Below are 22,914 nucleotides of genomic sequence, written 5' to 3' on the forward strand. Positions count from 1 at the left end.
TACCCCGAGAGCCTGCGAAACGAAACCGTTTCGTACGTGTGCTGGCTCACGTCGGTGAAGAACACATAAGTTGCCCTGCCCCCCGTGCCGGAAAAGCATGGAAACGTGACCTACCTGCGCCTGCCCCACCTCAGCGGTGACCAGCTGTGCTTCGTGGCCGAGGACGACCTCTGGCTGGCCCCGCTCGACGGACCCGGCCGCGCCTGGCGGCTCACCGCCGACCGCACCAAAGCCGGCCACCCCCGCTTCTCGCCCGACGGCCGCCAGGTCGCCTACACGAGCTGGCGCAGCCTCGTGCCCGAGATCCACCTGATCCCCGTCGACGGCGGCCCCGGACGGCGGCTCACCTACTGGGGCAGCCCCGACACCCGGGTCTGCGGCTGGACCCCGGACGGCGACATCCTCGCCGTCGCCTCCCACGGCGAGCCCTTCTCCTACTTCACCTGGGCGTACAAGGTCACCCCCGACGGCTCCCCCGGCCGCAAACTGCCCTGGGGCCCCGTCGCCGACCTCCAGGTCGCCGACCTCGACGGCGAACGCCGCACCCTCCTGCTCACCGGCACCCCGCCGCACGAGCCGGCCGCCTGGAAGCGGTACCGGGGCGGCGCCATGGGCCGGCTCTGGCTGCACGGGCAGCGGCTGCTCGCCGACCTGGAGGGCCACCTCGACGCCCCCATGCTCGTCGGCGGCCGGGTCGCCTTCCTCTCCGACCACGAGGGCGTCGGCAACCTCTACTCCTGCGCCCACGACGGCTCCGACCTGCGCCGGCACACCGACCACGACGCCTTCTACGCCCGCAACGCCGCCAGCGACGGCACCCGCGTGGTGTACCAGTGCGCCGGGGACCTGTGGATCGTCGACGACCTGTCCCCCGGCTCCGAGCCGCGCCGGATCGACGTACGGCTGAGCGGCCCCCGGACGGGGCGGCGGGCGTACCAGATCCCGGCCGCGCAGCACGTGGACGGGATCTCGGTGGACGAGACCGGGCGGGCGAGCGCGGTCGTCGTTCGCGGCAGCCTGTACTGGCTCACCCACCGCGACGGGCCCGCGCGGACCATCACCGACACCCCCGGGGTACGGGTCCGGCTCCCGGAGATGCTCGGCTCGGGCGGACAGGTCGCCTATGTGACGGACGCGGAGGGCGAGGACGCCGTCGAGATCGCCCACCTGCCCCGCGCCACCGGCGATCGTGCGCCGCGCCGCCTGGCCTCCGGCGGGCTGGGCCGGGTCCTGGAGATGGTGTCCGACCCGGCGGGCGAACGGCTGGCGATCGCCTCCCACGACGGCCGCCTGCTGCTCGTCACCGTGTCCGACGGGGTGGCCGAGGCGGCCGAGGCGGCCGAGGGGGAGGGGGCGGACGAGGCGGCCGAGGGGGCGGCCGAGGCGCGGAGGAGGGGGCGGCCGCAGCGCGGACGCCGGGAAACCCGACAGCTCCGACCGGAGAGGTCGTCGAGCTGATCCGCTCGGTCAACGGGCCCGTGCGCGATCTCGCCTTCTCACCGGACGGCGCCTGGCTGACCTGGTCGCATCCGGGGATCGGGCGGTCGCTGCGGCAGATCAAGATGGCCCGGATCTCCGGGCGCGGAAAGGGCGACGGACTGGTCGTCGACGTCACGAACGGCCGCTTCGAGGACGAGAACCCGGTCTTCACCCGCGACGGCCGCTATCTCGCCTTCCTCTCCTGGCGCGGCTTCGACCCGGTGTACGACGTCCACACCGGCGACCTCTCCTTCCCCCTCGGCTGCCGGCCCTACCTGGTGCCGCTGAACTCCGCGACCCCCTCCCCCTTCGCCCTGACCCCCGAGGGACGGCCGGCCGCGGGCGGGCTCGACCCGGTCGAGGACGAGGGCGGCGACGGCACGGTGACCGTCGAGGTCGAGGGCCTGGCGAGCCGGGTGACCCCGTTCCCGGTGACCGCCTCCAAGTACTCGGCGCTGTTCCCGGTCGCGGGCGGCGGCCTGGTCTGGCTGCGCTGGCCGATCTCCGGGGCGCTCGGCGAGACCTTCGCCAACCCGGACGACACCAGCGGGCGGCCGACGCTGGAGTACTTCAACCTCGGCAAGGCGAAGAAGTCCGAACTCGTCGGTCACCTCGACTGGTTCGCGGTCAGCGGCGACGGCAGCCGGCTGGTCGTCGTCGACGAGGGCGAGCTGCGCGCGGTGCCCTCCACCGAGTCCGGCGACGTGGACTCCACGGTCTGGATCGACCTGCGCCGCATCCTCCACGAGGTCGACCCGGGCGCCGAGTGGCGGCAGGCCTACGCGGAGGCGGGCCGGCTCATCCGCGCCTACTTCTGGGACCCGGGGATGTGCGGCATCGACTGGGACGCGGTCCTCGACCAGTACCGGCCCCTCGTCGAACGGGTCGCCTCCCCCGACGAGTTCGCCGACCTGCTCCGCGAGGTCCTCGGTGAACTCGGCACCTCCCACGCCTACGTCACCGCCGCCCGCCGCAACGAGGGCCCGCCCCACTACCAGCGCCGGCAGGGCCTCCTCGGCGCCAACCTCGCGTGCCGGGACGGCCGTTGGACGGTCAAGCGGATCCTGCCCGGCGACTCCTCCGACTCCAAGGCACGCTCACCGCTGGCCGGGACCGGCATCCGCGAGGGCGCGGTGCTCACCCATGTCGACGGACGGCCGGTGGACCCGGTCACCGGTCCCTACCCGCTGCTGGCGGGAGCGGGCGGTACGACCGTGGAGCTGACGTTCACCCCCGCCGAGGGCGGGAACGGGCGGGCCCGGCGGGTCGCCGTCCTCCCCCTTCTCGACGAACGGCCACTGCGCTACCAGGACTGGGTCGCCAAACGCCGCGAGGTCGTACGGGAGTTGAGCGGCGGGCGGTGCGGCTATCTGCACATCCCCGACATGGGCGGCTCCGGCTGGGCCCAGTTCAACCGCGACCTGCGGATGGAGGTGTCCCGGCCCGCACTGATCGTGGACGTCCGCGGCAACGCGGGCGGGCACATCAGCGAACTCGTGGTGGAGAAACTGACCCGCACCATCCTCGGCTGGGACCTCACCCGCGACGCCCAGCCCGTGTCGTACGCCTCCAACGCGCCCCGCGGACCCGTCGTCGCCCTAGCCGACGAGGCGACCTCCTCCGACGGCGACATGATCACGGCCGCGTTCAAGCTGCTGAGGCTCGGGCCCGTCGTGGGGCAGCGGACCTGGGGTGGAGTCGTCGGCATGACCGGCCGGCACCAGCTCGGCGACGGGTCGGTCATCACGGTACCGATGAACGCGGCCTGGTTCGACGCGTACGGGTGGTCCGTGGAGAACCACGGCGTCGCCCCCGACCTGGAGGCGCTGCGGACTCCGCTGGACTGGGCGGAGGGGCGGCACGCGCAGCTCGACGACGCGGTTTCGCTGGCGCTGACCCTGCTGGAGACCAACCCGCCGGCGACACCTCCGAGCCTCTCCCACGTCCCGGACCGTTCCCGTCCACGGCTGCCCCCGCGGGGGCACTGAGCGTCACGATCCGGCTGCCCCCGCGAGGGCGTTGAGCGTGCCCCCGCGAGGGCGTTGAGCGTCGCGCTCCGGCCGCGGCCGCACAGTTCCCCGCCCGCCTCGGGGAGTTGCCGGCACCGTCGGCTCGAGTAGGCGCCGGGTGACCATCTGGACGGGCGGCAGGACAACCCACCCCGGGGGCGCGGGGAACTGCGCGACCAGCCACCCACCACCCCGCACCCGACAACGGCCCCCGTCACACAACAAGCGCGGGGTGCCCCCCTTGACGAAGGGCACCCCTCTGCGCTCAAGCCCAGCGGCAGCGTTACCGCATCGCCTCGGGGTCGAAGTCCGCGTCGTAGCGGTCCTCCTCGTCACCGAGCGTGCGCGTGCGCTGCGGGTCCTGCTCACGGCGCTGCGGGTCCTGCTCGCGCTCGCCACGCTGGCGCCCGCGCTCCTTGGCCTGTTCCTTCGTCTCGTCCATCTTCTGCTTGGCCTTGTCCTGCCACTGCTCGGCCTGGTCCTGGAACTTGTCCTTCATACCCATGTGGGTTCACTCCCGAATGAGGGTGAGGGGGATCGGCCCTTGGTCGGGCCTCGACCAGATTCACACGGCAGGACATCCCGCGCATTTCGATCAACTACGCTGCGTAGCGCGTGCCTGTTCGTCGGCCGCGCCCCCCGCTCCGACCAAACCCGTCCGCATCCCGCGCAGCCGGGGCTCGAACCGCCTCATCTCCCGTTGCCCGACGGTCCCGATGAGCGCGGGCAGATAACCGCGGATCCCCTGCATCCCCCGCAGCCACCACTGCCCGTACACGTGCGAGGAGCGCCGTTCCACCCCGGCGACGATCCGGTCCACGGCCGGGCCCAGCGGGTAGGTCTTGTTGGACGGCCAGGGCAGCCGCTGCCTCAACTCCCGCATCACGTCCTCCTGGTCGGCGCCGCGCACCATGTCGGTGTCGGTCCAGGACAGGTAACCGACGCCCACGCGTACGCCCTTGTGGCCGACCTCGGCGCGCAGGCTGTGCGCGTACGCCTCCACGCCCGACTTGGACGCGCAGTACGCCGTCATCATCGGGGCCGGGGTGATCGCCGCGAGGGAGGCGATCTGGAGGAGGTAGCCGCGGCTCTCCATCAGCACCGGCAGGAAGGCGCGGGCCGTGACGGCCGAGCCGATGAGGTTGACCTCGATGACCCGCCGCCACGCGTCCGGGTCGGAGTCGACGAACGGGCCGCCCGAGGCCACGCCCGCGTTGGCGACCACGATGTCCACCTTGCCGAAGCGTTCCTTCACCTCCTGGGCGACGCGGGCCATCGCCACGTGGTCGGTGACGTCGGCGTACCAGTGACCGCTGTCTCCGTGCAGCCGCTCCGCGACCTGCTTGAGCGCGTCCGGCTCCAGGCCGACCAGCGCGACGGTCGCCCCGCGTGCGGAGAGCTTGCGGGCGAGCAGTTCGCCGACGCCCCGCGCGGCACCGGTGACGACCGCGACCTGTCCTTCGAGGCTGACCTTGCTCATGCGCCCTCCTTCTTCATGGATACGTGCGTGGTGACGAGGTCCCGGATCATGCCGGTGACCAGCTCCGGTGCCTCCACCGGCGTCATGTGGCCGAGGCCGGGCAGCTCCGTGAGGCCGACGCAGTGCGGCAGCGCCTCGGCTATCCGGCGGGCGTGCACGGGCGGGGTCATCCGGTCCGCCGAGCCCACCATCACCGCTGCCGGTACCCGCAACTCCCGTACGGCGTGGTCGAGATCGAGCAGGTCGAGGACGTTCGACCAGGCGTGCCGGACCCGGCGGGGGCAGGCGTGCACGATCAGCGCGCAGGCCTCCACCATGTGCGGGGCCGAACCGGCGCCCATCGTGGCGTACTTGAGGATCCGGCGGGCGAGTGGCGTGACCGGGCCGAGGGGCGCCCGCGAACCGAGGATGTGCCCGGTCAGCCAGGTCCGCAGCCGGCCCGGCCGCATCGGTACGACGGTGGACTCGGCGACCAGCCGCGAACTGCCCGTGCTGCACAGCAGGACGGCCGCCGCGTGGTCCCGGAACGCGGGCCGGGCGGACGCGGCCATGATGGTCATGCCGCCCATGGAGTGCCCGGCGATCACGGCCTTCTCGCCCGGCGCGAGGGTCGCGGTGAGTACGGCTTCGAGGTCGTCGGCGAGCAGGTCGGCGGTGCACGCCGGGCTCGCCGGGGTGCGGCCGTGGCCGCGCTGGTCGTAGGCGACGACCCGGTGGTCGGCGGACAGGGCGCGGATCTGTGCCGCCCAGAACGCGGTCGAACAGGTCCAGCCGTGCGCGAGGACGACCGCCGGGGCGTGGTCCGGGCCGTGCACCTCGACGTGCAGTTCGGTGCCGTCGGCGGAGCGGGCGGTCAGGACGCGGGTGGGCGCGGGCGGGGCGTACGGGCCGAGGGCGACGCTGGTCGTCACGCGGTCACCTCCGGCCGCTCGGCCCGGTCCGCCGTCTCCTCGGTGGCCGGGGCGCGCAGGACCTCGTACTCGGCGAGGTCCACCCGCCGGGTCGCACGGCGGAACTCGCTGGTGGTGCCCGGCCAGATGGTGGTGTTGCGGCCGCTCGCGTCCATGTACCAGCTGGTGCAGCCGCCGGTGTTCCACACCGTGCGCCGCATCCGGTCCTGGACCCGCCGGTTCCAGGCGTGCACGGCGCTCGGGCGGGCGTCCAGGGCGGCCCGGCCCCCGAGGACGTCGAGCTGGCGGAGGTAGTCGGCCATGTAGTTCAGCTGGGACTCGATCATGAGGATCATGGAGGAGTTCCCGAGGCCGGTGTTGGGCCCGATGATCGTCATCCAGTTGGGGAACCCGGCCGCGGAAGCGCCGCGCAGCGACTCCATGCCGTCCTTCCAGCTCTCCGCGAGGGTCCGCCCGTCGGCGCCGACGACCCGCTCGGCGATCGGCATGTCCGTGACCCGGAAACCGGTGCCGAAGACGATCGCGTCGACCTCGGCCTCGCTGCCGTCGGCGGCGACCAGGGTGTTCCCGCGGATCTCGCGCAGCCCGCTCGCCACCACGTCCACGTTCGGGCGGGTGAGCGCCGGGTAGTACTCGCTGGACAGCAGGATCCGCTTGCAGCCGATGCGGTAGTCCGGGGTGAGCTTGGCGCGCAGGGCCGGGTCCTTGACCGCGCGGGCCATGTTCCCCTTGGCGAGCCGCTCGACGAAGCCGAGTTCGTTCGGGTGCTTGGTGAAGGCCTGCACCTGGAGTTCGCGGATGCCCCACAGCAGTCCGCGGCGGGCCTGCGCGGTGAACGGCAACCGCTTGTGCAGCCAGCGCTCGGGGCCGCTGATCGCCCGGTCGATGCGGGGCATCACCCACGGCGGGGTGCGCTGGAAGAGGGTGAGGCCGGCGACCTTCGGCTGGATCGCCGGCACGATCTGGATGGCCGAGGCGCCCGTGCCCACCATGGCGACGCGCTTGCCGGTGAGGTCGTAGTCGTGGTCCCAGCGGGCGGAGTGGAAGACCTTGCCCGGGAACGACTCCAGGCCGGGGATCTCGGGGATCTTCGGGTCGGACAGCGGCCCGGTCGCGGAGATCACGACGTCGGCCGAGAGCGATCCGCTCGCGGTCTCGATGTCCCAGCGCAGCTGCTCCGGGTCCCAGGCCACCCGCTTGACCTCGGAGTCGAAGCGGATGTGGGGGCGCAGCCGGAAGACGTCCGCGACATGCTCCAGGTAGGCGCGGATGTGCTCCTGCCCGGAGAAGGTGCGCGGCCAGTCGGGGTTGGGCGCGAAGGAGAAGGAGTACAGGTGGGACGGCACGTCACAGGCGCAACCGGGGTAACTGTTGTCCCGCCAGGTGCCGCCGACACCGCTCGCCCGCTCCAGGACGACGAAGTCGGTGATCCCCTCCCGGCGCAGCCGCACCGCAGCCCCCAGTCCGCCGAACCCCGACCCGATCACCGCCACCCGCACATGCTCGTACTCGGTCATCCCGACGCCTCCCTGCCTCACGACACTGCGACAACTGCGGAATCCACGAATCTGCGACTCTGTGACTCTGCCAGTGAACACTGGCGCAATCGGAGCGTAGAGCAGCTCCGTACTGATGGGTAGGGGCCGGGGGAGGGAAAGTTACCGACGGTACGACATAGGCTTCCCGAGTGACCGACAAGCGGGAGTACCGGACGGAGGAGCTGGCCAGGGAGGCCGGCATCACGGTGCGCACCCTGCGCTTCTACCGCGAGCGCAAACTGCTCGCGCCACCTCGCCGCGAGGGCCGTATCGCCTGGTACGACGACCATCACCTGGCCCGCCTGCGCACGATCGCGGCGCTGCTGGACCGCGGCCACACCCTGACCGGCATCGCCGAACTGGCCGACGCCCTCGACCACGGCCGCGACGTCGCCGACCTGCTCGGCGTGGGCGGCCCCACCGAGGAGGAACCGATCCACCTCACCCCCGAGGAACTCGCCGCCCGCTTCGAGGGCCAGGTCACCCCGGAGAACCTGGCCGCCGCCCTGGACCTCGGCTACCTGGCCACCGACGGCGACGAGATCGTCCACATCAGCCGCCGCCTGCTGGACGTCTCCGCCGCCCTGGTCCGCGAGGGCATCCCCCTGGCGGAGGTCCTCACCGCGGGCGCCCGCGTCCGCGACCACGCCGACGCCCTCGCCGAACTCTTCACCGCCGTGATCCTCCGCCACGCCGGCGAGGAGGCCCTGCCCCGCCTGCGCCCGCTGGCACGCAGCGTGGTGGAGGCGGAGCTGTCCCTGGCGCTGGACCGGCGGTTGCGGCGGGTTCAGAGGTCGTAGACCACCGTGACCGGCGCGTGGTCCGACCACCGCTCGTCATGCGTGGGCGCCCGTTCCACCAGGCCCTTCACGGCCTTGGCCGCCAGACCGGGGGTCGAGACATGAAGGTCGATCCTCCATCCCGAGTCGTTGTCGAACGCCCGCCCCCGGTACGACCACCACGTGTACGGGCCCGGCACGTCCGGGTGCAGGGCGCGGACCACGTCGACGTAGCCGCCCGCCTCGGGGGTGAGGACCTGGGTCAGCCAGTCGCGTTCCTCGGGGAGGAAGCCGGAGTTCCTGGTGTTGGAGCGCCAGTTCTTCAGGTCGGCCTGCTGGTGGGCGATGTTCCAGTCGCCGCAGACCAGGACCTGGCGGCCGTCGGCGGCGGCGCGTTCGCGGAGGGTCTTGAGGTAGGCGAGGAACTCGTCCATGAAACGGACCTTTTCGTCCTGGCGGTCGGTGCCGACCTCACCGGACGGGAGGTAGAGGGAGGCGACCGTCACACCCGGCAGGTCGGCCTCGACGTAACGGCCGCTCGGGTCGAACTCGGTGGAGCCGAAGCCGACGCGGACGGCGTCCGGTTCGCGGCGGGTGTAGAGGGAGACGCCCGCGCGGCCCTTGGCGGCGGCGGGGGCGTGGGTGACGTACCAGCCCTCTGGGGCGCGGACCGTCTCCGGCAGTTGCTGCGGTTCGGCGCGCACCTCCTGGAGGCACAGCACATCGGCGGAGGTGTCGGCGAGCCACTCCACGAAGCCCTTCTTCGCGGCGGCCCGCAGCCCATTCACGTTCACGGAGGTCACGGTCAGCACCCCGGCACGATACCGGCACACTGGACGGGGTCCAGATTCTCCTCCGCCGCCTAGTTATGCATGGATGTGCAGTGAGCAGCATGAACATACGTCGCGTTCCGTTCGACCACCCCGACGCCGTGAAGCTGAACGACGAGGTCCAGGCCGAGTACCACGAGCGCTACGGCGACGGCGGTGACGCCACGGTCCTGGAGCCCGCCGACTTCGATCCGCCGCGCGGCCTGTACCTCATCGCCTACGACGAGCTGGGCCGTCCGGTCGCCACGGGCGGCTGGCGCAGCCAGGACGAGAACGGCGAGGGCAACCAGGACGGCGACGCCGAGCTGAAGCGGATGTTCGTGGTCAGGCAGGCGCGGGGGCGCGGGCTGGCCCGGCGGATGCTCGCGGCGCTGGAGGAGGACGCCCGCGCGGCCGGCCGGCTCCGCATGGTCCTGGAGACCGGCACCGAGCAGCCGGAGGCCATCGCGCTGTACACCTCCAGCGGCTACGCGCCCTGCGCCAAGTTCGGCTACTACCGCTTCCACGACGACAGCCGCTGCTTCGCGAAGCCGCTCAGCGTTTGAGGTGAGCCTGGGCTCTCGGGACCTGCTGTTTGCTGACGGGCCGGTGACGGTCTGCGGCGATGCGCGCTCGTCAGGGCGCTCAGGTCTTTGTCCGCAAGCTGTGGATAAGGGCTTGGAGTCCGGGGGGTGTGGTCGTGAGGGTGATGGTCGGTTCGTCACTCTCACGGAGTTGCAGGGTTTTGGCGGAGGCGGCGATTTCCAGGCAGGCGTTTCCCTCGCCTCCGCCGGAGAACGACGACTTCTGCCAGGTCAGGGATGCGGGCATCCTGCGGCCTTTCCTGTCTAGATCTGCCGCGCCAGGCGGTGGATGAAGTCTTGCGACGCTTCGACAGTGAGCGCCAGGTCTCTCATGCGGTCGAAAAGGACCCGGTACCAGGCGAGTTGTGCTTCGGCGTCGAGGAACAGGACGCCATGCAGGGCGTCGAGCTGGACCGTGTCGAGCTGGGGTACCGCGCCGCCCACGTACATGACGGGGCTGCCGAGTCCTGCGAACCCTTCTGCGTCGTACGTCACGACCCGCACGGAGATGTTGTCGCGATGCGCCAGTTCCAGGATGCGGTCGAGCTGAGCGCGGGCCGCCTTGCGCCCTCCGAAGCGCATGCGGAGCGCGGATTCGTGAATGATCGCTTCCTGGGGGACGCGCGCTTCGGGCTCGATGAGTTGCTGGCGCTGTAACCGGTGCTGGATCTGGAGTTCCCGCTCCGTATCCGTGAGTTGGGGCGCCGAGAGTCCGAATACGGCGCGCATGTAGTCCTCGATCTGGAAGAGGCCGGGGATGTGTACGACCTGGTAGGTGCGGATGTACGTGGCGTGGTGTTCGAGTTCGGCGACATCCAGGAAGCTGGACGCGATGCGGTCTCGGTATGCCTGCCACCAACGTTTGCCGCGCTCATTCGCCATGGCCACCAACGCGTTGGCGAGAAGCTCATCCTCGCAGCCGTAGATCTCCGCGAGGCGAAGTACGCGCCCCTCGCTGATGCCCGCGCGTCCGGCCTCCTGGTGGCTGAGCATCATGTGGTTCGAGCCGATTGCGACGGCAGCCTCTCGCGCGGTCATCCCAGCGCGCTCACGCATCTTGCGCAGTTCAGTGCCAAGCCTGACCTGGCGTGCCGTCGGGTTGCTGCGTTGCGGCATGCGGCCCGTTCCTCATCGGCTCATGAAATCTGACGCCCCATCCTGGCACGCAACCCTTCCGGTGGAAATTCCCGGATGCAGGTTGCGACGGATGCAGGTTGCGCCCTACGTTCCGTAATACATCGACCACGTGCCGCGATGGACCGCAGTAATCCGGCAGCGCACCGCCCTCCGTCATGCCTGGAAGGCGGCAGGCCACCGTGCGGGACCGCAGGACGCAACAGCTCGCGAAGCATGCCAACGCCTTGGAGGTTGCATGAATGCAAAATCGACCCGACCTGTCATTCAGATCCGGACCAGCCCGTTACGCGGCCAATTCCTGCCGCAGCAGCTCCAGTGCCTGACTCGCCCGCGCGCAGAGTTCGGGCAAAACCCGGCCGGTGATGCGAACAACTCGCTGAAGTTGGTGCGGCAGACGGTGAGCGCGCGCGGCGCTGATGGCAGCCGCGAGCCGGTCAGCAGCACCGGTCCGGTCACCACGCAGCAGCAGGACACGGCCTGCTGTGACGTGTTCGATCACCTGCCACTGCGGCGTGATTGCCGAGGTGACGGGGGACTGCTCACCGGCAAGGCGTACGGCCTGATCACTACGTCCGGTGGCGACCAGGCCACGCATCCGGATCTCGTGCAACGCGAAGGGGTTCACCAGCGAGGTGTGCGCGACCTGTTCGAGCAATGCCCGGTTGTCCCGGACCGTCACGTCGAAGAGGGTCCCATCGCCGAGCTCTCCGGCGGCGCGCGCGAGCAGAGTCAGGGCCGAGGCGCGCCCGTCGTCATCAGGTGCGACAGCGACGGCCTCGTGGAGGCGGCCGACGGCGGCTCCGAGCAGTCCGGCCTTGCGCAGCTCGTTCCCGTGCATCCGCAGGGCGTACGAGCACATGTCCGGATCATCCAGGTACCGGGCGATGGCCAGTCCCTGACCGGTCCAGCGGGCGGCGGTGACCAGTCGTTCTTCGGGCAGGACGTGGCCAAGAGCAACGCCCAGTCCGACGCGTGCGCGTGCCAGCAGCGTGAGGAGTTCCCGTTCGGTATGACCGTCGGCGACCTGGGCTTCCAGTCGGGCCGCCAGCGGCCACAACTCGGCGACCGCTGCGGTCGCGTGTCCGCTCTGGCGGACGATCTCCGCGAGCCTGACGGTGGAGTTCCCGAACTGCACCATCGCAACATGGTCCGCGTCGGACGGGTCCGTCACTCCCAGCGCATGGGGCGGCAGGCACAGAGCAGCAGCGATACGGCGGCGAGAGGGCACGTCATCGATGGTGCGGCGTCCGTTCTCAACCATCGAGACGTATGTCTTGTCGTAGCCCAGGAGATCGCCGAGGGCGCCTTGCGAGAGAGAGTGGATCTGCCGGTAGAACCGCAGAATCGGTCCCAGGTCACGGGTGGAGAGGACGGCTTCAGCCTGTGGGGTCGCCCAGTGCCACAGGGTGTGCGGCAGCACAGCCCTCGGAACCGGCAGACGGCCGTCGGCCTCCACCGGGGTCTACCGCCCCGTTTGCTGCTTGTACCAGGCGGCGACCGACGCCTTGTATCCGTCGGGCATCCGAAGGCCGGGAACCTCGTCCACCATGAACAGCCCGACTTCCTTGTGCTCGTGGCTGATAACGGGCGGCACATCCGGAGTCAGGACCGTGCAGCCGTAAGTGACAATCAGGACGTGCCGGTCTGGGATCGGTTGGTACACCCACGCGTCCAACAGCGGCCCGGTGGCAACCTCCCAGCCGGATTCCTCCTCGACTTCCCGAACCACGCACTGCTCGGGGGACTCACCGAGCTCCAGCCGCCCACCGGGCAGTTCCCACTCGTCCCGTTCGTTGCGCAGCAGCAGCACGCGGCCGTCACCGCCCACGGCGACGCCCTTCACGGAGACGGGAAAAGTGTGCGGTGTGTACGTCATGGCGTCCTTCACGGATCGGTGCGATGGCAGAGCCGAGACGTTCGGAACGTAACACGCACCGGGCACCTGACAGCCCCGATCGACCGTCCAACAGGGTTGACAATCTGTCACTTTACGAGGCGGTGCGTGACTCCCGACAGTGAGACCACCTGCCTGGCACACCACGACGGAAGGAACTCTCCGATGACGCGCGTCGTAGTCAAGGCGAAGACGGGCATAGACGCGCTTCCCCTTCCCGGACCGCCCAACATGAGCGCGGTTTCGGCTCCTGTCGACACACTGCACAGCATCGGGTTGGCGCTTGTGGAACAGTTGGCCACCCGGCGCGACGTACTCGACGCCGCTGCCCACGTCATGCACATCACGCCCCACCGGGACAGCGACCCCGACGGCCTCACCGTCATCCGGGACACCGGCCTGCACACCGGACGTGAAGGTTTCGCCGGCCTGAGCAACGGCGAAGTGCTGCCGCACACCGAGCGCTCGAGCGTCTTCGCCCCGCCCCGGCTCATGATGCTGGTCTGCGCCCGACCGGCGATCACCGGCGGCCAGTGCCTGCTCGCCGACGGCCACGCCGTGTACGCCGATCTCGCCGAGCACCACCCGGACGCGTTGGCCGCGCTCAGCGAACCGCGCAGCGCCTTCTTCGGCGGCGGTGACGGACACCTCGGTTCGGTCTTCACCTCGCGTGCGGACGGGCGCCCCCTGATCCGGCTGCGGTGGGACAGCCTGGCCCGGTTCTCGCCGCTTGCCCAGCCCTACCTGCCCGTACTGCGTGCGGCGATCACCCGCCACCAGCGGACGCTGTCGCTCGCCGCCGGCCAGGGTTACATCCTGGACAACACCCGCTGGCTCCATGCCCGTTCCGCATTCACCGGACCCCGCCTGTGCTACCGGGCGCTCGGTGAGCCGAAGGACGTCGGCCCGTGAGCGAATCCCGCAAAGAATGGCGGATGGAGTTCACGCCTCACGAGAGGTGCGTGGGGTTGGTCCGCAGGCAGGTACACCGGACCTTGACCAGGTGGGGCTGTGGCGAGGACGACGTGGACACCGCTGTGCTGGTGTGCAGCGAACTCGCCACGAACGCGGTGCGGTACGCGTACGTGCCCCACCAGAACTTCGAGGTCCGGGTCGGCGTCACCGGCAAGGAGTGCCTGGTCGAGGTTTCCGACGTCAGCGACACGCCACCCCGCGCCGTCGAGCCGGGCCTTGACGCCGAGCACGGCCGGGGCCTCCTGCTGGTCGCCGCACTCGCCGAAGGCGTCGGGCACCGCGAGCGGACACCGGTCGGCAAGACGGTGTGGGCGCGCCTGCTGCTGAACGGATCCCTCTCGTGAAGGCCCGGCTCGCTCTGGCCGCGGCGGTCTGCGCAACGACGTTCCTCACCGTTCTGTCTGTACGAACATGCCGCCCGCGCAGTAGCCCGCGTCCGATACAACTGCTCCTCGAAGCCGAACACTCCTGGCTCGCTCCTTCCTTGCGGGAAGCGGCGACCACCGGGCCGGCTGTCGGTGCCATGACGTACCGATCCGCCCGCCCGCATCAGCCCCAGTTCCAGCCCCCGCGCATCGATCTGGTGAGACGCGTACTGCATCGGCTGCGCGCACTCGACTGAAGGAAGAGGAATGACGACACAGACCGAGTACGAGACCAAGGCCCTGGACATCGACCCGGAGGAAATGGCACAGCGCATCGCGGCTGCCGGAGGTACCCACGTATCCGACCGCGTGATGCGCCGCTATGTCTACGACATCGCACCCGGCGATCTCAGCCGCTGGGTCCGGCTGCGCGACACCGGCAGTGAAGTGACCCTGTGCGTCAAGGAGATCACCTCCGACGCCGTGGACGGAACCCGCGAGACCGAGACGACCGTGGGCGACTTCGACACGGCCAACGCCCTCCTCGGCAGCCTCGGTTTCACCGCGAAGGCGTACCAGGAGAACCGGCGCTCCTCCTGGCTGCTGGACGAAGTCCGGCTGGAGATCGACTCCTGGCCGCTGATCCCGCCGTATCTGGAGATCGAGGGCGACGACGCCGAGCAGGTCTGGGCGGCAGCCAGGCATCTCGGCCTGGACCGCGCAGCGCTGACGAGCCAGAACACCACCGCTGTGTACGCCCGCTACGGCATCGACCTGACCACCATCCCCGACCTGCGCTTCCCCTCTCGCTGACGCTCGACCCCGTGGAAGGCGGCCTTATGCACGGCTCACCCGATCTGCCGGTGGAAATCAGGCCGGACCGCACTCTCCGTGTGAAGGTCATCGACGCGTGCGGGATGGCCTGCACCTTCTGCCACAACGAGGGCACTCCGGTCACCGCCGACAACCACGGTCGTACCGCCGGGGAGTTCACCGGAACCCCCGGACCCACCGGCCGGGTGTCGATCTACCTGCGGACCAACGGGGCCGACTTCCTGCCCGCCCGCATCGAACCCGACACCGACTACGCCCTCGCCCTGGCCGCCATGCGCGGCAGCGTCGACACCGACGAAGTCCACTTCACCGGCGGTGAACCCACCCTCCACCCCAGGCTCTCCGAACTGGTCGCCATCGCCCACCGCCTCGGCCTGACCGTCGGCATCACCTCCAACGGAGAGAACGGGGCCGCCGTCCTCCCCGAATGCGCCGCCGCCGGACTCGACCGCATCAACCTGTCCGTATTCGGCACCACAGCGGAGGAACTGGCCACCGTCCAGGCCGCCCGCTACGCCTCCACCGCCCTCGCCGAACGCAAACTCGCCGCCCTGCACGCCACCGTGGACACCGCGCTGTCCCACGGGGTGAAGGTCTCCGCCAACATCGTCGTCCCCGACCACACCCACATCCCCCGCGTGCTGAGGATCATCGAGACTTACGGCCGCAACGTGAACGTTCGCGTCCTGACCTCCCTGACGGACGGCGACGCCTCCATGACCGCCGTCGAGAACCTCCTGGACCAGCTCGGCGCCCAGCCGGTCCGGCACATCCACACCGCCGGAGCCTCCGGCAGCCGCACCCGCTATCGCCTCCCCGACGGCCACCACCTCGACACCAAGACCATCCGCCCCACCCGCCTGCCCGACACCTGCGCCACCTGCCGCTTCAACAACGACCACGTCTGCCAGGAGGGCTACTACGGCATCCGCCTCTACCGCGCCCAGAACGGCCCGTTCATGGTCGGCGTCTGCATCCAGCGCATGGACCTATGCGTGCCCCTCGGTCAATTCGTCATGAGCACGCTCTGCCGGGAAGTCCAGACCTTCCGCGACGACGAACTCACCCGCCTGACCGCGCTGCACAACAAGACATCTCCCCCTGGCGCCAGGGGGCGCCCGAGGATCACCTGAGGAACGCCAGCACCGCCAGCACCCGACGGTTGGCGTCGTCGGAGACCGGCAGGTCGAGTTTGGCGAAGATGTTCGACGTGTGTTTGATGACGGACCGTTCGGTGATCACCAGGGCCTGGGCGATCGAGGCGTTGGAGCGGCCCTCGGCCATCAGGGCCAGGACCTCCCGTTCGCGCGGGGTGAGTCTGGCGAGGGAGCCTTTGGGGCCGTTGCTGTCCTTGGCGAACAGCTTGGCGACGACGTCGGGGTCCATCGCGGTGCCGCCGTTGGCGACCCGGCGGACGGACTCCACGAACTGGTCGGGGTCGAAGACGCGGTCCTTGAGGAGGTAGCCGATGCCTCCGCTGCCGTCGGCGAGCAGCTCACGCGCGTAGAGCTGCTCGACGTACTGGGAGAGGACCAGCACCGGCAGGCCCGGGACCTGCCTGCGCGCCTGGAGGGCGGCCTGGAGGCCCTCGTCGGTGAAGGTGGGCGGGAGGCGCACGTCGACGACCGCGACGTCGGGCCGCTCGTCGACGAGGGCCCGTAAGAGGCTGGGCCCGTTGTCGACGGCGGCCACGATCTCGAAGTCGTACGCCTCCAGCAGCCTCACCAGGCCGTCACGCAGGAGGAACAGGTCTTCGGCTAGGACAACGCGCAAGGGATCTCCAGGGTGAGGGTGGTGGGTCCGCCCACCGGGCTGTGGACCGCGAGCACTCCGTCGAAGGCGGCCAGCCGGCGCTCGATGCCGCGCAGGCCGGTGCCGCGGGAGGGGTCGGCTCCGCCATGGCCGTCGTCGCTGACCTGGGCGCGGATCCGGCCGTCGGCGTACCAGAGGTCGACGTCGACGTGGGTCGGGGAGGCGTGCTTCGCCGCGTTGGTGAGGATCTCGGAGACGGCGAAGTAGAGGGCGGACTCGACGGGGGCGTCGGCGCGGCCCGGCAGTTCGGCGGTGACGGAGACGTCGAGGGGGCTGTCCAGGGCGAGGGCGCGGACGGCGTCGGCGAGGCCGCGGTCGGCGAGGACCGGCGGGTGGATGCCGCGGATCAGGTCGCGCAGCTCGGTCAGGGCGTTGGCGGAGGCCTTGCGGGTGTCGGCCAGGATCGCGCGGACCGCCTCCGGGTCCTTGGCGAGGAGCTGCTCGGCGACACCGAGGTTCATGCCGAGGGCGACGAGCCGGGCCTGCGCACCGTCGTGCAGGTCCCGCTCGATGCGGCGCAGTTCGGCGGCCGAGCTGCTGACGACCTCGGAGCGGGTGCGGGTGAGGTGCAGGACCTTGCGGGAGGTCTCGGTGGGGGCGAGGAGGGTGCGGGCGAGCCGGGCGTGGGCACGCATCAGGGCGGGCGCCGAGACGAGACCGATCAGCAGGGTCGGGACGCCCAGGCCGAGGGCGTACAGCGCGCTCCGACTGTCGGTCACCTTGACGAACCAGTACCAGTTGTTGCCACCGTTGCCGCTGATGTCCTCCCAGAGCATGGGCATCAGGAGACCGAAGACGCCGAACGCGACCAGGATGAGCGGAAGCAGGACGAGGACGAGGCCGACGACCGGGTTGACCAGCATCCAGGCGAGGTCCCGCCAGGTCGCCGGGTCGGTGAGGATCCACTGGGTGCGGGCCCACCAGCTCTTGAGGCCGCCTTCTCGCGGCGGCTCCGGCAGGTACGGCTCGGGGATGCCGCCCTCCAGGCGGGCGCCGGCCAGCCTGCGGGTGACGTTCACCGTGCCGCGTGCGGCGACCGCGGCCGCCGGGACGAGGAAGAGGCCGATGCCCGCCCCGAGCAGGGAGACCGCGGTGACCAGCACGGAGAAGAGGACGACCTCGACGACGGCCAGGCCGGCCAGCGGAAGTCCGGCGACTGCGGTACGCGCGTCCTTGGCGATATTCATGCCACAACTCCTGGGATCTGGCGGTCCGTTGCCGCCGTACGTGTTACATCCTGGTGCGCCACGTGCCGCCGATCACGGGACCATTGTCCCCTCTCGGGGGGTGTACCTGGGTACCCCTCGGACACCACACAGGGCCATGGGACGCGACGGCCGCGGCGGGTGGAATCGAAGGCATGACGAGCCGAGAGCGAATCCTCATCCTGGTGGCGGCCGTGGTGACCGCCGTCCTGTGCGTGGTGACCCCGGCCGCCGCCGCGGACGGCGTCCGTAAGGGCCCCGGTGCCGGCATCGACGCCGCGAGTGCCGCCACCACGGCGTCCGCGCGGCAGGGCGGGAGCCTGTCCGCGCTGCTGGACGAACTGGTGCCGAAGCAGCTGGCCGACTACCGCGTCCCCGGCGCCTCCGTCGTCGTGGTGGACCGCGACGGCCGGACGCTGACCAAGGGATACGGCCTGGCCGACGTGGAGCGGAAGGTGCGCAGCGACCCGCGGCGCACCGGCTACTTCATGGCCTCCGACGCCAAGCTGTTCACGGCGGTCGCCGTGCTCCAGCAGGTGGAGAAGGGCAGGTTGCGCCTGGACGCCGACGTCAACCGGTACCTGACCGCCTTCAAGGTCGAGAACAGCTACCCCGGTCGGCCGGTGACGGTCCGTCATCTCCTTACGCACACCGCCGGATTCGACACCAGCATCCTCGGCCGCGGCGGCACCTCGCCCGAGCCCGCGGGCGCGCTCGGCGAGAGCCTGGACAAGCACCAGCCGAAGCGGGTACGGCCGCCCGGCGAGGTGGCGAGCTACGACAACTACGGTGTCGCGCTCGCCGGTCACCTGGTCGAACAGGTCACCGACACCCCCTTCGCCACCTACGTCGACCGCGCCATCCTGAACCCCCTCGGCATGACCCGCACCACCTTCGCGCCGCCCGACGCCCGCACCACCGACGCCCTCGCCCTCGGCTACCGGCCCGACGGCGGCCGGCAGCGCGCCGAGGACGGCCAGTACGGCGCCTGGACGCCGACCGGCGCCGGCGCGGTCACCACCGCCGCCGACATGGGCCGCCTGATGAGCGCCCTGCTCGACGACGGCGGCCCGGTCCTCACCCCCGCCTCCACCCGCGCCATGCTGCACCGCCAGTTCGCCAACGACCCCCGGCTGCCCGGCATCGGCTACCTGCTGGAGGAGCGCCGGCGGGCCGGGGAGCGCATGTGGGTGAAGGACGGCGACCTGCCCGGCTTCCACGGCAACCTGGCCCTGCTCCCCGCGTCCGGAATCGGCGTGTACGTCGTCTACAACGGCGACGGCGTCGACGGCAGCGCCTCCTACGCCGGCCAGGAACTGGTGAACCGGGTGGCGGACCGGCTCGGCGACGGCGGCAAGGGCGCCGCGGCCACCCCGTCCGCCGCCACCGAGCGGGGCGAGCCCGCCGGCAGGCCCTCTGCCGGAGCCTCCGCCCGGCTCGCCCAGCGGGACGAGGCCCCGTCCTCCCCCTACTCCGGCTACTACCGCACCACCCGCACCAGCGCCTCCGACCTGACCCGGGTCGCGGCGCTCACCACCTCCGTGCACGTCACCGCCGGTGCCGACGGCGCGCTCACCACGACCGGGCTGGCCCGGGACCCGCGGGTCGGCGAGCAGCACTGGGTGCCGGTCGCGCCGGGCGTCTTCCAGGAGCGCGCCGGGCAGGACCGGATCGCCTTCCGCGACGGCCGGCTGGCCCTCGCCTCCGACCCGACGCAGGTCTTCGAGAAGCTGCCCTGGTACCAGTCGCCGGCCCTGCACCAGCAGGCCCTGCTGGGCGGCCTCGCGGTGCTCGGCGCCGCCCTCCTGCTCCTCCCGCCGGTGGCGTACGTACGACGCCGGAAGGCCAAGGCGCCCGGCGGCCGGCTCGCCTGGACGCTGGCCTGGCTCACCGGCGCGACCCTGGCCACGGCCACCGTGTGCTTCATCCGGCTCACCGGCGACGGCAACGCCCTCAACCGGACCGTCCTCGTCGGCGACTCGCCCCTGCTGACCCTCATCCCCCACCTGGTCGCGGCAGCGGCCGCCACCACCGCCCTGCTGCTGATCTGCACGGTCGTGGCCTGGCGCCGGGGCTGGTGGCCGGTGGCCGGTCGGGTCACCTACACCTGCCACGCCCTCGCGGCGACGGTCGTGGTCGGCCTGGGCGCGGCCTACGGGCTCCTGCCGTAACCCGGCCCGGCCCCGCACAAGGAGCCCGCCGCCGCCCGGGACGGACCCGGACGGCGGCGGGCTCACCGCGTGACGGCGGGGAGAGACGGTCATCCCCGGTCCCGCCAGGAACCCGCGGTCCCGTACTCGCCCGGGCGCCGGCGCCACCACTCAGCCACCGAACGGGCGGCCTCCGTCGACTCGGGGCGGGACTGGGTGAAGGCGTACAGGACGAGGGTGAGGGCGGCCAGCTCGGTCATGTCGGGTTCGCCGGCGGTGACCTCGAAGGTGGGCGCGGGGAGCCCCGCGGGCAGCGGGAGCGCGGGCGGGTCGGTGTACATGCTCGGCTCTCCCGTCAGCCCAGGCCCGCGGCGGCGCGGAGCTTGTCGGCGCGGTCGGTGCGCTCCCACGTGAAGTCGGGCAGCTCGCGCCCGAAGTGGCCGTACGCGGCGGTCCGCGCGTAGATCGGGCGCAGCAGGTCGAGGTCGCGGACGATCGCCGCCGGGCGCAGGTCGAAGACCTCGGCGACGGCGTCCTTGATGCGGTCGACGGCGACCCGGGCGGTGCCGAACGTCTCGACGAACAGACCGACCGGCTCGGCCTTGCCGATCGCGTAGGCGACCTGGAGTTCGCAGCGGTCGGCGAGACCAGAGGCGACGACGTTCTTCGCGACCCAGCGCATCGCGTACGCCGCCGAACGGTCCACCTTGGAGGGGTCCTTGCCGGAGAAGGCGCCGCCGCCGTGCCGGGCCATGCCCCCGTAGGTGTCGACGATGATCTTCCGCCCGGTCAGGCCGGCGTCCCCGGTCGGCCCGCCGATCTCGAACCGGCCGGTCGGGTTGACCAGGACCCGGAAGTCCTCGGTGTCGAGGTCGATGCCACGCTCGCGCAGGGCGGCCAGCTCGGGCTCGATGACGTGCATCCGGATGTCGGGGGCGAGGAAGGTCTCCAGGTCGACGTCGGCGGCGTGCTGCGCGGACACGACGACCGTGTCCAGCCGGACCGGCCGGCTCCCCTGGTACTCGACGGTGACCTGCGTCTTCCCGTCCGGCCGCAGGTAGGGGACGGTGCCGTCCTTCCGCACGGCCGTCAGCCGCTGCGCGAGCCGGTGCGCGAGCGACACCGGCAACGGCATCAGCTCCGGGGTGTCCCGGCAGGCGTACCCGAACATCAGCCCCTGGTCCCCGGCCCCCTGCGCGTCCAGCGGGTCACCGGCCGCGGTGTCGGCGTCCACGCCCCGCGCGATGTCCGGCGACTGCTGCCCCAGGGACACGGAGACCCCGCAGGTGGCCCCGTCGAACCCCTTGACGGAGTGGTCGTACCCGATGTCGAGGATCTGCCGCCGCACCAGCGAGGCCACATCGAAACAGGCGGTGGAGGAAACCTCCCCCGCGAGATGCACCTGCCCGGTGGTGATGAGCGTCTCCACAGCGACCCGCGCGTACGGGTCCTGCGCGAGATGAGCATCAAGAACGGCATCACTGACCCGATCGGCGATCTTGTCAGGATGCCCCTCGGTGACGGATTCGGAGGTGAAGAGGTGTCTCGGTCATGGGTTGGGTGCTCTGGGTGGATGTGGTGGGTGGTGGAGGGACGGCCCCCCGCACGCGCGGCGGCAGGCCATGACCCCCACCCCCCGCACCCTGACGGAAGGCACCCCCCGTGTTCGAGTTCAGCGTGGTCGGCGGCACCACGGCCCGTGAGGTCATCGCCCGCTCCCGTCCCGAGATCGTGCGCGAGGTGCGCTCCACGTACCTGGCCCACGACGACGGCGACTCGGTCAACCCCGACAGCTACTTCCTGCGCTTCCCCGACAAGCCGGACGCCCGCATCATCGCGCTCCCCGCCTACCTGGGCGGCGAGCACGACGTGGCCGGCATCAAGTGGATCGGCTCGTTCCCCCAGAACATCGCCGACGGCATCCCCCGCGCCAGCGCCGCCCTCCTCCTGAACGACTACGCCACCGGCTACCCGTTCGCCCTCCTGGAGGCCTCCCAGATCAGCGCCGCCCGTACGGCCGCCTCCGCGGTCCTGGCCGCCGAGCAACTGTCCGGCTCCCGTACCGCCGGGCATCTGTCGGTGATCGGCGGCGGCATCATCGCCCGCAACATCCTGGAGTTCTTCGCCGCGCAGGGCTGGCAGTTCGGCGGAGTCACCGTCCACGACAAGGTCCCCGAGTACGCCGAGGCCCTCGCCGCCCACTCCGACGACCACCTCGGCTACCGCACGTCGACCACCGCGAGCCTCGAAGTCGCCCTGCTCAAGGCCGACATCGTGGTCTTCGCGACGACGGCGTCGGAGCCGTACGTACTGGACGCGGGCGCCTTCGCCCCCGGCCAGGTCGTCCTGAACATCTCCCTCAGGGACATCGGCCCGGAGCTGATCAACGACGCCTACAACGTCGTCGACGACATCGACCACTGCCTGAAGGCCAACACCTCGCCGCACCTCGCGGAACAGAAGTACGGGCACCGCGACTTCATCACCGGCACCCTCGCCCAGCACATCCGCGGCCAGGTGAGCACCGGCACCGACAAGCCGGTCGTCTTCTCCCCGTTCGGCCTCGGCGTCCTCGACCTCGCGGTGGGCCTGCACGTCTACCGGGAGGCCCGCGCCGCCGGCGAGGCCATCGCCATCGACGGCTTCTTCGGCGAGACGACCCGCTGGCCGACCCACCCGCCCCGGCACGGCTGACCCCCGCACACGCCGGAGCCCCCGCCGACCTCACCGGCAGGGGGCTCCGCGCGTCACACCAGCACATGGCAAGGGGCCCGTTCCTGTGTCAGGAACGGGCCCCTATGCTGCGTGGACCTGTGGGGATTTGAACCCCAGACCCCCTCGATGCGAACGAGGTGCGCTACCAGACTGCGCCACAGGCCCTTGCAACGAGTGAAACTCTAGCATCCCCCTCGGGGTGCTTGGAAATCCGTTCCCCGAGCCCCCGACCACCGTG

At 71.1% G+C, this 22,914-nt stretch carries 20 protein-coding genes, 1 tRNA gene and 2 pseudogenes; 9 read left to right on the forward strand and 14 right to left on the reverse strand.

Annotated elements, in window-relative coordinates; all coding sequences use genetic code 11:
* The first annotated feature begins 105 nt into the window (after window positions 1–105).
* A pseudogene (locus tag BM536_RS14720) lies at window positions 106–3,467 on the forward strand (S41 family peptidase).
* A gap of 304 nt (window positions 3,468–3,771) precedes the next feature.
* Here BM536_RS14720 and BM536_RS14725 read toward each other — a convergent pair.
* From BM536_RS14725 to BM536_RS14740, 4 genes are all read right to left on the reverse strand, one after another.
* Window positions 3,772–3,993 (reverse strand): hypothetical protein, encoded by a 222-nt coding sequence (locus BM536_RS14725; RefSeq protein ID WP_073496903.1) that lies wholly within the window; start codon window positions 3,991–3,993, stop codon window positions 3,772–3,774.
* A 90-nt stretch (window positions 3,994–4,083) separates the two neighbouring features.
* On the reverse strand, window positions 4,084–4,968 hold the full coding sequence (locus tag BM536_RS14730; protein WP_073496902.1) for an SDR family oxidoreductase: 885 nt from the start codon (window positions 4,966–4,968) through the stop codon (window positions 4,084–4,086).
* Window positions 4,965–5,879 carry an alpha/beta fold hydrolase gene (locus BM536_RS14735; RefSeq protein WP_094103014.1) on the reverse strand — a complete coding sequence of 305 codons (915 nt, stop codon included), beginning with the start codon at window positions 5,877–5,879 and terminating at the stop codon, window positions 4,965–4,967. The genes BM536_RS14730 and BM536_RS14735 overlap by 4 nt, the downstream gene beginning before the upstream one ends.
* Window positions 5,876–7,396, reverse strand: coding sequence for a flavin-containing monooxygenase (locus BM536_RS14740; RefSeq protein ID WP_094103015.1), 1,521 nt, complete (start codon window positions 7,394–7,396; stop codon window positions 5,876–5,878). The genes BM536_RS14735 and BM536_RS14740 overlap by 4 nt, the downstream gene beginning before the upstream one ends.
* 170 nt (window positions 7,397–7,566) lie before the next feature.
* Here BM536_RS14740 and BM536_RS14745 point away from each other — a divergent pair, with 170 nt between their 5' ends.
* On the forward strand, window positions 7,567–8,217 hold the full coding sequence (locus BM536_RS14745) for a MerR family transcriptional regulator (RefSeq protein ID WP_073496900.1): 651 nt from the start codon (window positions 7,567–7,569) through the stop codon (window positions 8,215–8,217).
* Here the strand turns inward: BM536_RS14745 and BM536_RS14750 are convergent.
* Complete coding sequence (locus BM536_RS14750; protein WP_073496898.1) at window positions 8,205–9,008, reverse strand: exodeoxyribonuclease III; 804 nt, start codon at window positions 9,006–9,008, stop codon at window positions 8,205–8,207. The two genes, BM536_RS14745 and BM536_RS14750, sit on opposite strands and share 13 nt — an antisense overlap.
* Before the next feature lie 80 nt (window positions 9,009–9,088).
* Here BM536_RS14750 and BM536_RS14755 point away from each other — a divergent pair, with 80 nt between their 5' ends.
* Window positions 9,089–9,571 (forward strand): GNAT family N-acetyltransferase, encoded by a 483-nt coding sequence (locus BM536_RS14755; protein WP_073496896.1) that lies wholly within the window; start codon window positions 9,089–9,091, stop codon window positions 9,569–9,571.
* 79 nt (window positions 9,572–9,650) lie between these two features.
* On the opposite strand, the gene BM536_RS14760 is transcribed toward BM536_RS14755, so the two are convergent.
* The 4 genes from BM536_RS14760 to BM536_RS14775 all read right to left on the reverse strand — a co-directional run bounded on the left by BM536_RS14760 (window position 9,651) and on the right by BM536_RS14775 (window position 12,602).
* The gene (locus BM536_RS14760; protein WP_073496894.1) at window positions 9,651–9,836 is read right to left on the reverse strand and encodes a DUF397 domain-containing protein; all 186 of its coding nucleotides are present in this window, start codon (window positions 9,834–9,836) and stop codon (window positions 9,651–9,653) included.
* A gap of 17 nt (window positions 9,837–9,853) precedes the next feature.
* Complete coding sequence (locus BM536_RS14765) at window positions 9,854–10,705, reverse strand: helix-turn-helix domain-containing protein (RefSeq protein ID WP_073496892.1); 852 nt, start codon at window positions 10,703–10,705, stop codon at window positions 9,854–9,856.
* A 304-nt stretch (window positions 10,706–11,009) separates the two neighbouring features.
* A complete protein-coding gene (locus BM536_RS14770) occupies window positions 11,010–12,182 on the reverse strand; it encodes a helix-turn-helix domain-containing protein (RefSeq protein ID WP_211362879.1) in 1,173 nt (390 codons plus the stop codon).
* Window positions 12,183–12,188: 6 nt separating this feature from the next.
* Window positions 12,189–12,602 (reverse strand): NUDIX hydrolase, encoded by a 414-nt coding sequence (locus tag BM536_RS14775; RefSeq protein WP_073496888.1) that lies wholly within the window; start codon window positions 12,600–12,602, stop codon window positions 12,189–12,191.
* Window positions 12,603–12,785: 183 nt separating this feature from the next.
* On the opposite strand from BM536_RS14775, the gene BM536_RS14780 reads away from it, so the two are divergent.
* From BM536_RS14780 to BM536_RS14795, 4 genes are all read left to right on the forward strand, one after another.
* A complete protein-coding gene (locus BM536_RS14780) occupies window positions 12,786–13,532 on the forward strand; it encodes a TauD/TfdA family dioxygenase (RefSeq protein WP_079275140.1) in 747 nt (248 codons plus the stop codon).
* A 23-nt stretch (window positions 13,533–13,555) separates the two neighbouring features.
* Window positions 13,556–13,939, forward strand: a complete 384-nt coding sequence (locus tag BM536_RS14785; protein ID WP_073496884.1) for an ATP-binding protein — start codon at window positions 13,556–13,558, stop codon at window positions 13,937–13,939.
* A 288-nt stretch (window positions 13,940–14,227) separates the two neighbouring features.
* Window positions 14,228–14,773: a class IV adenylate cyclase gene (locus tag BM536_RS14790; RefSeq protein ID WP_073496882.1), complete on the forward strand. Its 546-nt coding sequence runs from the start codon at window positions 14,228–14,230 to the stop codon at window positions 14,771–14,773.
* 26 nt (window positions 14,774–14,799) lie between these two features.
* Window positions 14,800–15,927, forward strand: a complete 1,128-nt coding sequence (locus tag BM536_RS14795; protein WP_073496880.1) for a radical SAM protein — start codon at window positions 14,800–14,802, stop codon at window positions 15,925–15,927.
* Here BM536_RS14795 and BM536_RS14800 read toward each other — a convergent pair.
* Both BM536_RS14800 and BM536_RS14805 read right to left on the reverse strand, forming a co-directional pair.
* Window positions 15,920–16,567, reverse strand: coding sequence for a LuxR C-terminal-related transcriptional regulator (locus tag BM536_RS14800; RefSeq protein ID WP_073496878.1), 648 nt, complete (start codon window positions 16,565–16,567; stop codon window positions 15,920–15,922). The genes BM536_RS14795 and BM536_RS14800 overlap by 8 nt on opposite strands.
* Window positions 16,552–17,793, reverse strand: a complete 1,242-nt coding sequence (locus tag BM536_RS14805; RefSeq protein WP_073496876.1) for a sensor histidine kinase — start codon at window positions 17,791–17,793, stop codon at window positions 16,552–16,554. The genes BM536_RS14800 and BM536_RS14805 overlap by 16 nt, the downstream gene beginning before the upstream one ends.
* 173 nt (window positions 17,794–17,966) lie before the next feature.
* Here BM536_RS14805 and BM536_RS14810 point away from each other — a divergent pair, with 173 nt between their 5' ends.
* Window positions 17,967–19,982, forward strand: a complete 2,016-nt coding sequence (locus tag BM536_RS14810; protein WP_094103017.1) for a serine hydrolase domain-containing protein — start codon at window positions 17,967–17,969, stop codon at window positions 19,980–19,982.
* An 89-nt stretch (window positions 19,983–20,071) separates the two neighbouring features.
* Here the strand turns inward: BM536_RS14810 and BM536_RS14815 are convergent, their stop codons facing one another.
* Both BM536_RS14815 and metK read right to left on the reverse strand, forming a co-directional pair.
* On the reverse strand, window positions 20,072–20,302 hold the full coding sequence (locus tag BM536_RS14815) for an acyl-CoA carboxylase subunit epsilon (protein WP_073496872.1): 231 nt from the start codon (window positions 20,300–20,302) through the stop codon (window positions 20,072–20,074).
* A 14-nt stretch (window positions 20,303–20,316) separates the two neighbouring features.
* Window positions 20,317–21,507: pseudogene (gene metK, locus BM536_RS14820) on the reverse strand (methionine adenosyltransferase); the annotation flags it as partial.
* A gap of 116 nt (window positions 21,508–21,623) precedes the next feature.
* Here metK and sbnB point away from each other — a divergent pair.
* Window positions 21,624–22,655, forward strand: coding sequence for a 2,3-diaminopropionate biosynthesis protein SbnB (sbnB, locus tag BM536_RS14825; protein WP_073496010.1), 1,032 nt, complete (start codon window positions 21,624–21,626; stop codon window positions 22,653–22,655).
* 112 nt (window positions 22,656–22,767) lie between these two features.
* On the opposite strand, the gene BM536_RS14830 is transcribed toward sbnB, so the two are convergent.
* Window positions 22,768–22,841: transfer RNA gene (locus BM536_RS14830), tRNA-Ala, on the reverse strand.
* Window positions 22,842–22,914 lie beyond the last annotated feature (73 nt).

The organism is Streptomyces phaeoluteigriseus, from assembly GCF_001896135.2.
GTDB classification, from domain to species: Bacteria; Actinomycetota; Actinomycetes; order Streptomycetales; family Streptomycetaceae; genus Streptomyces; species Streptomyces phaeoluteigriseus.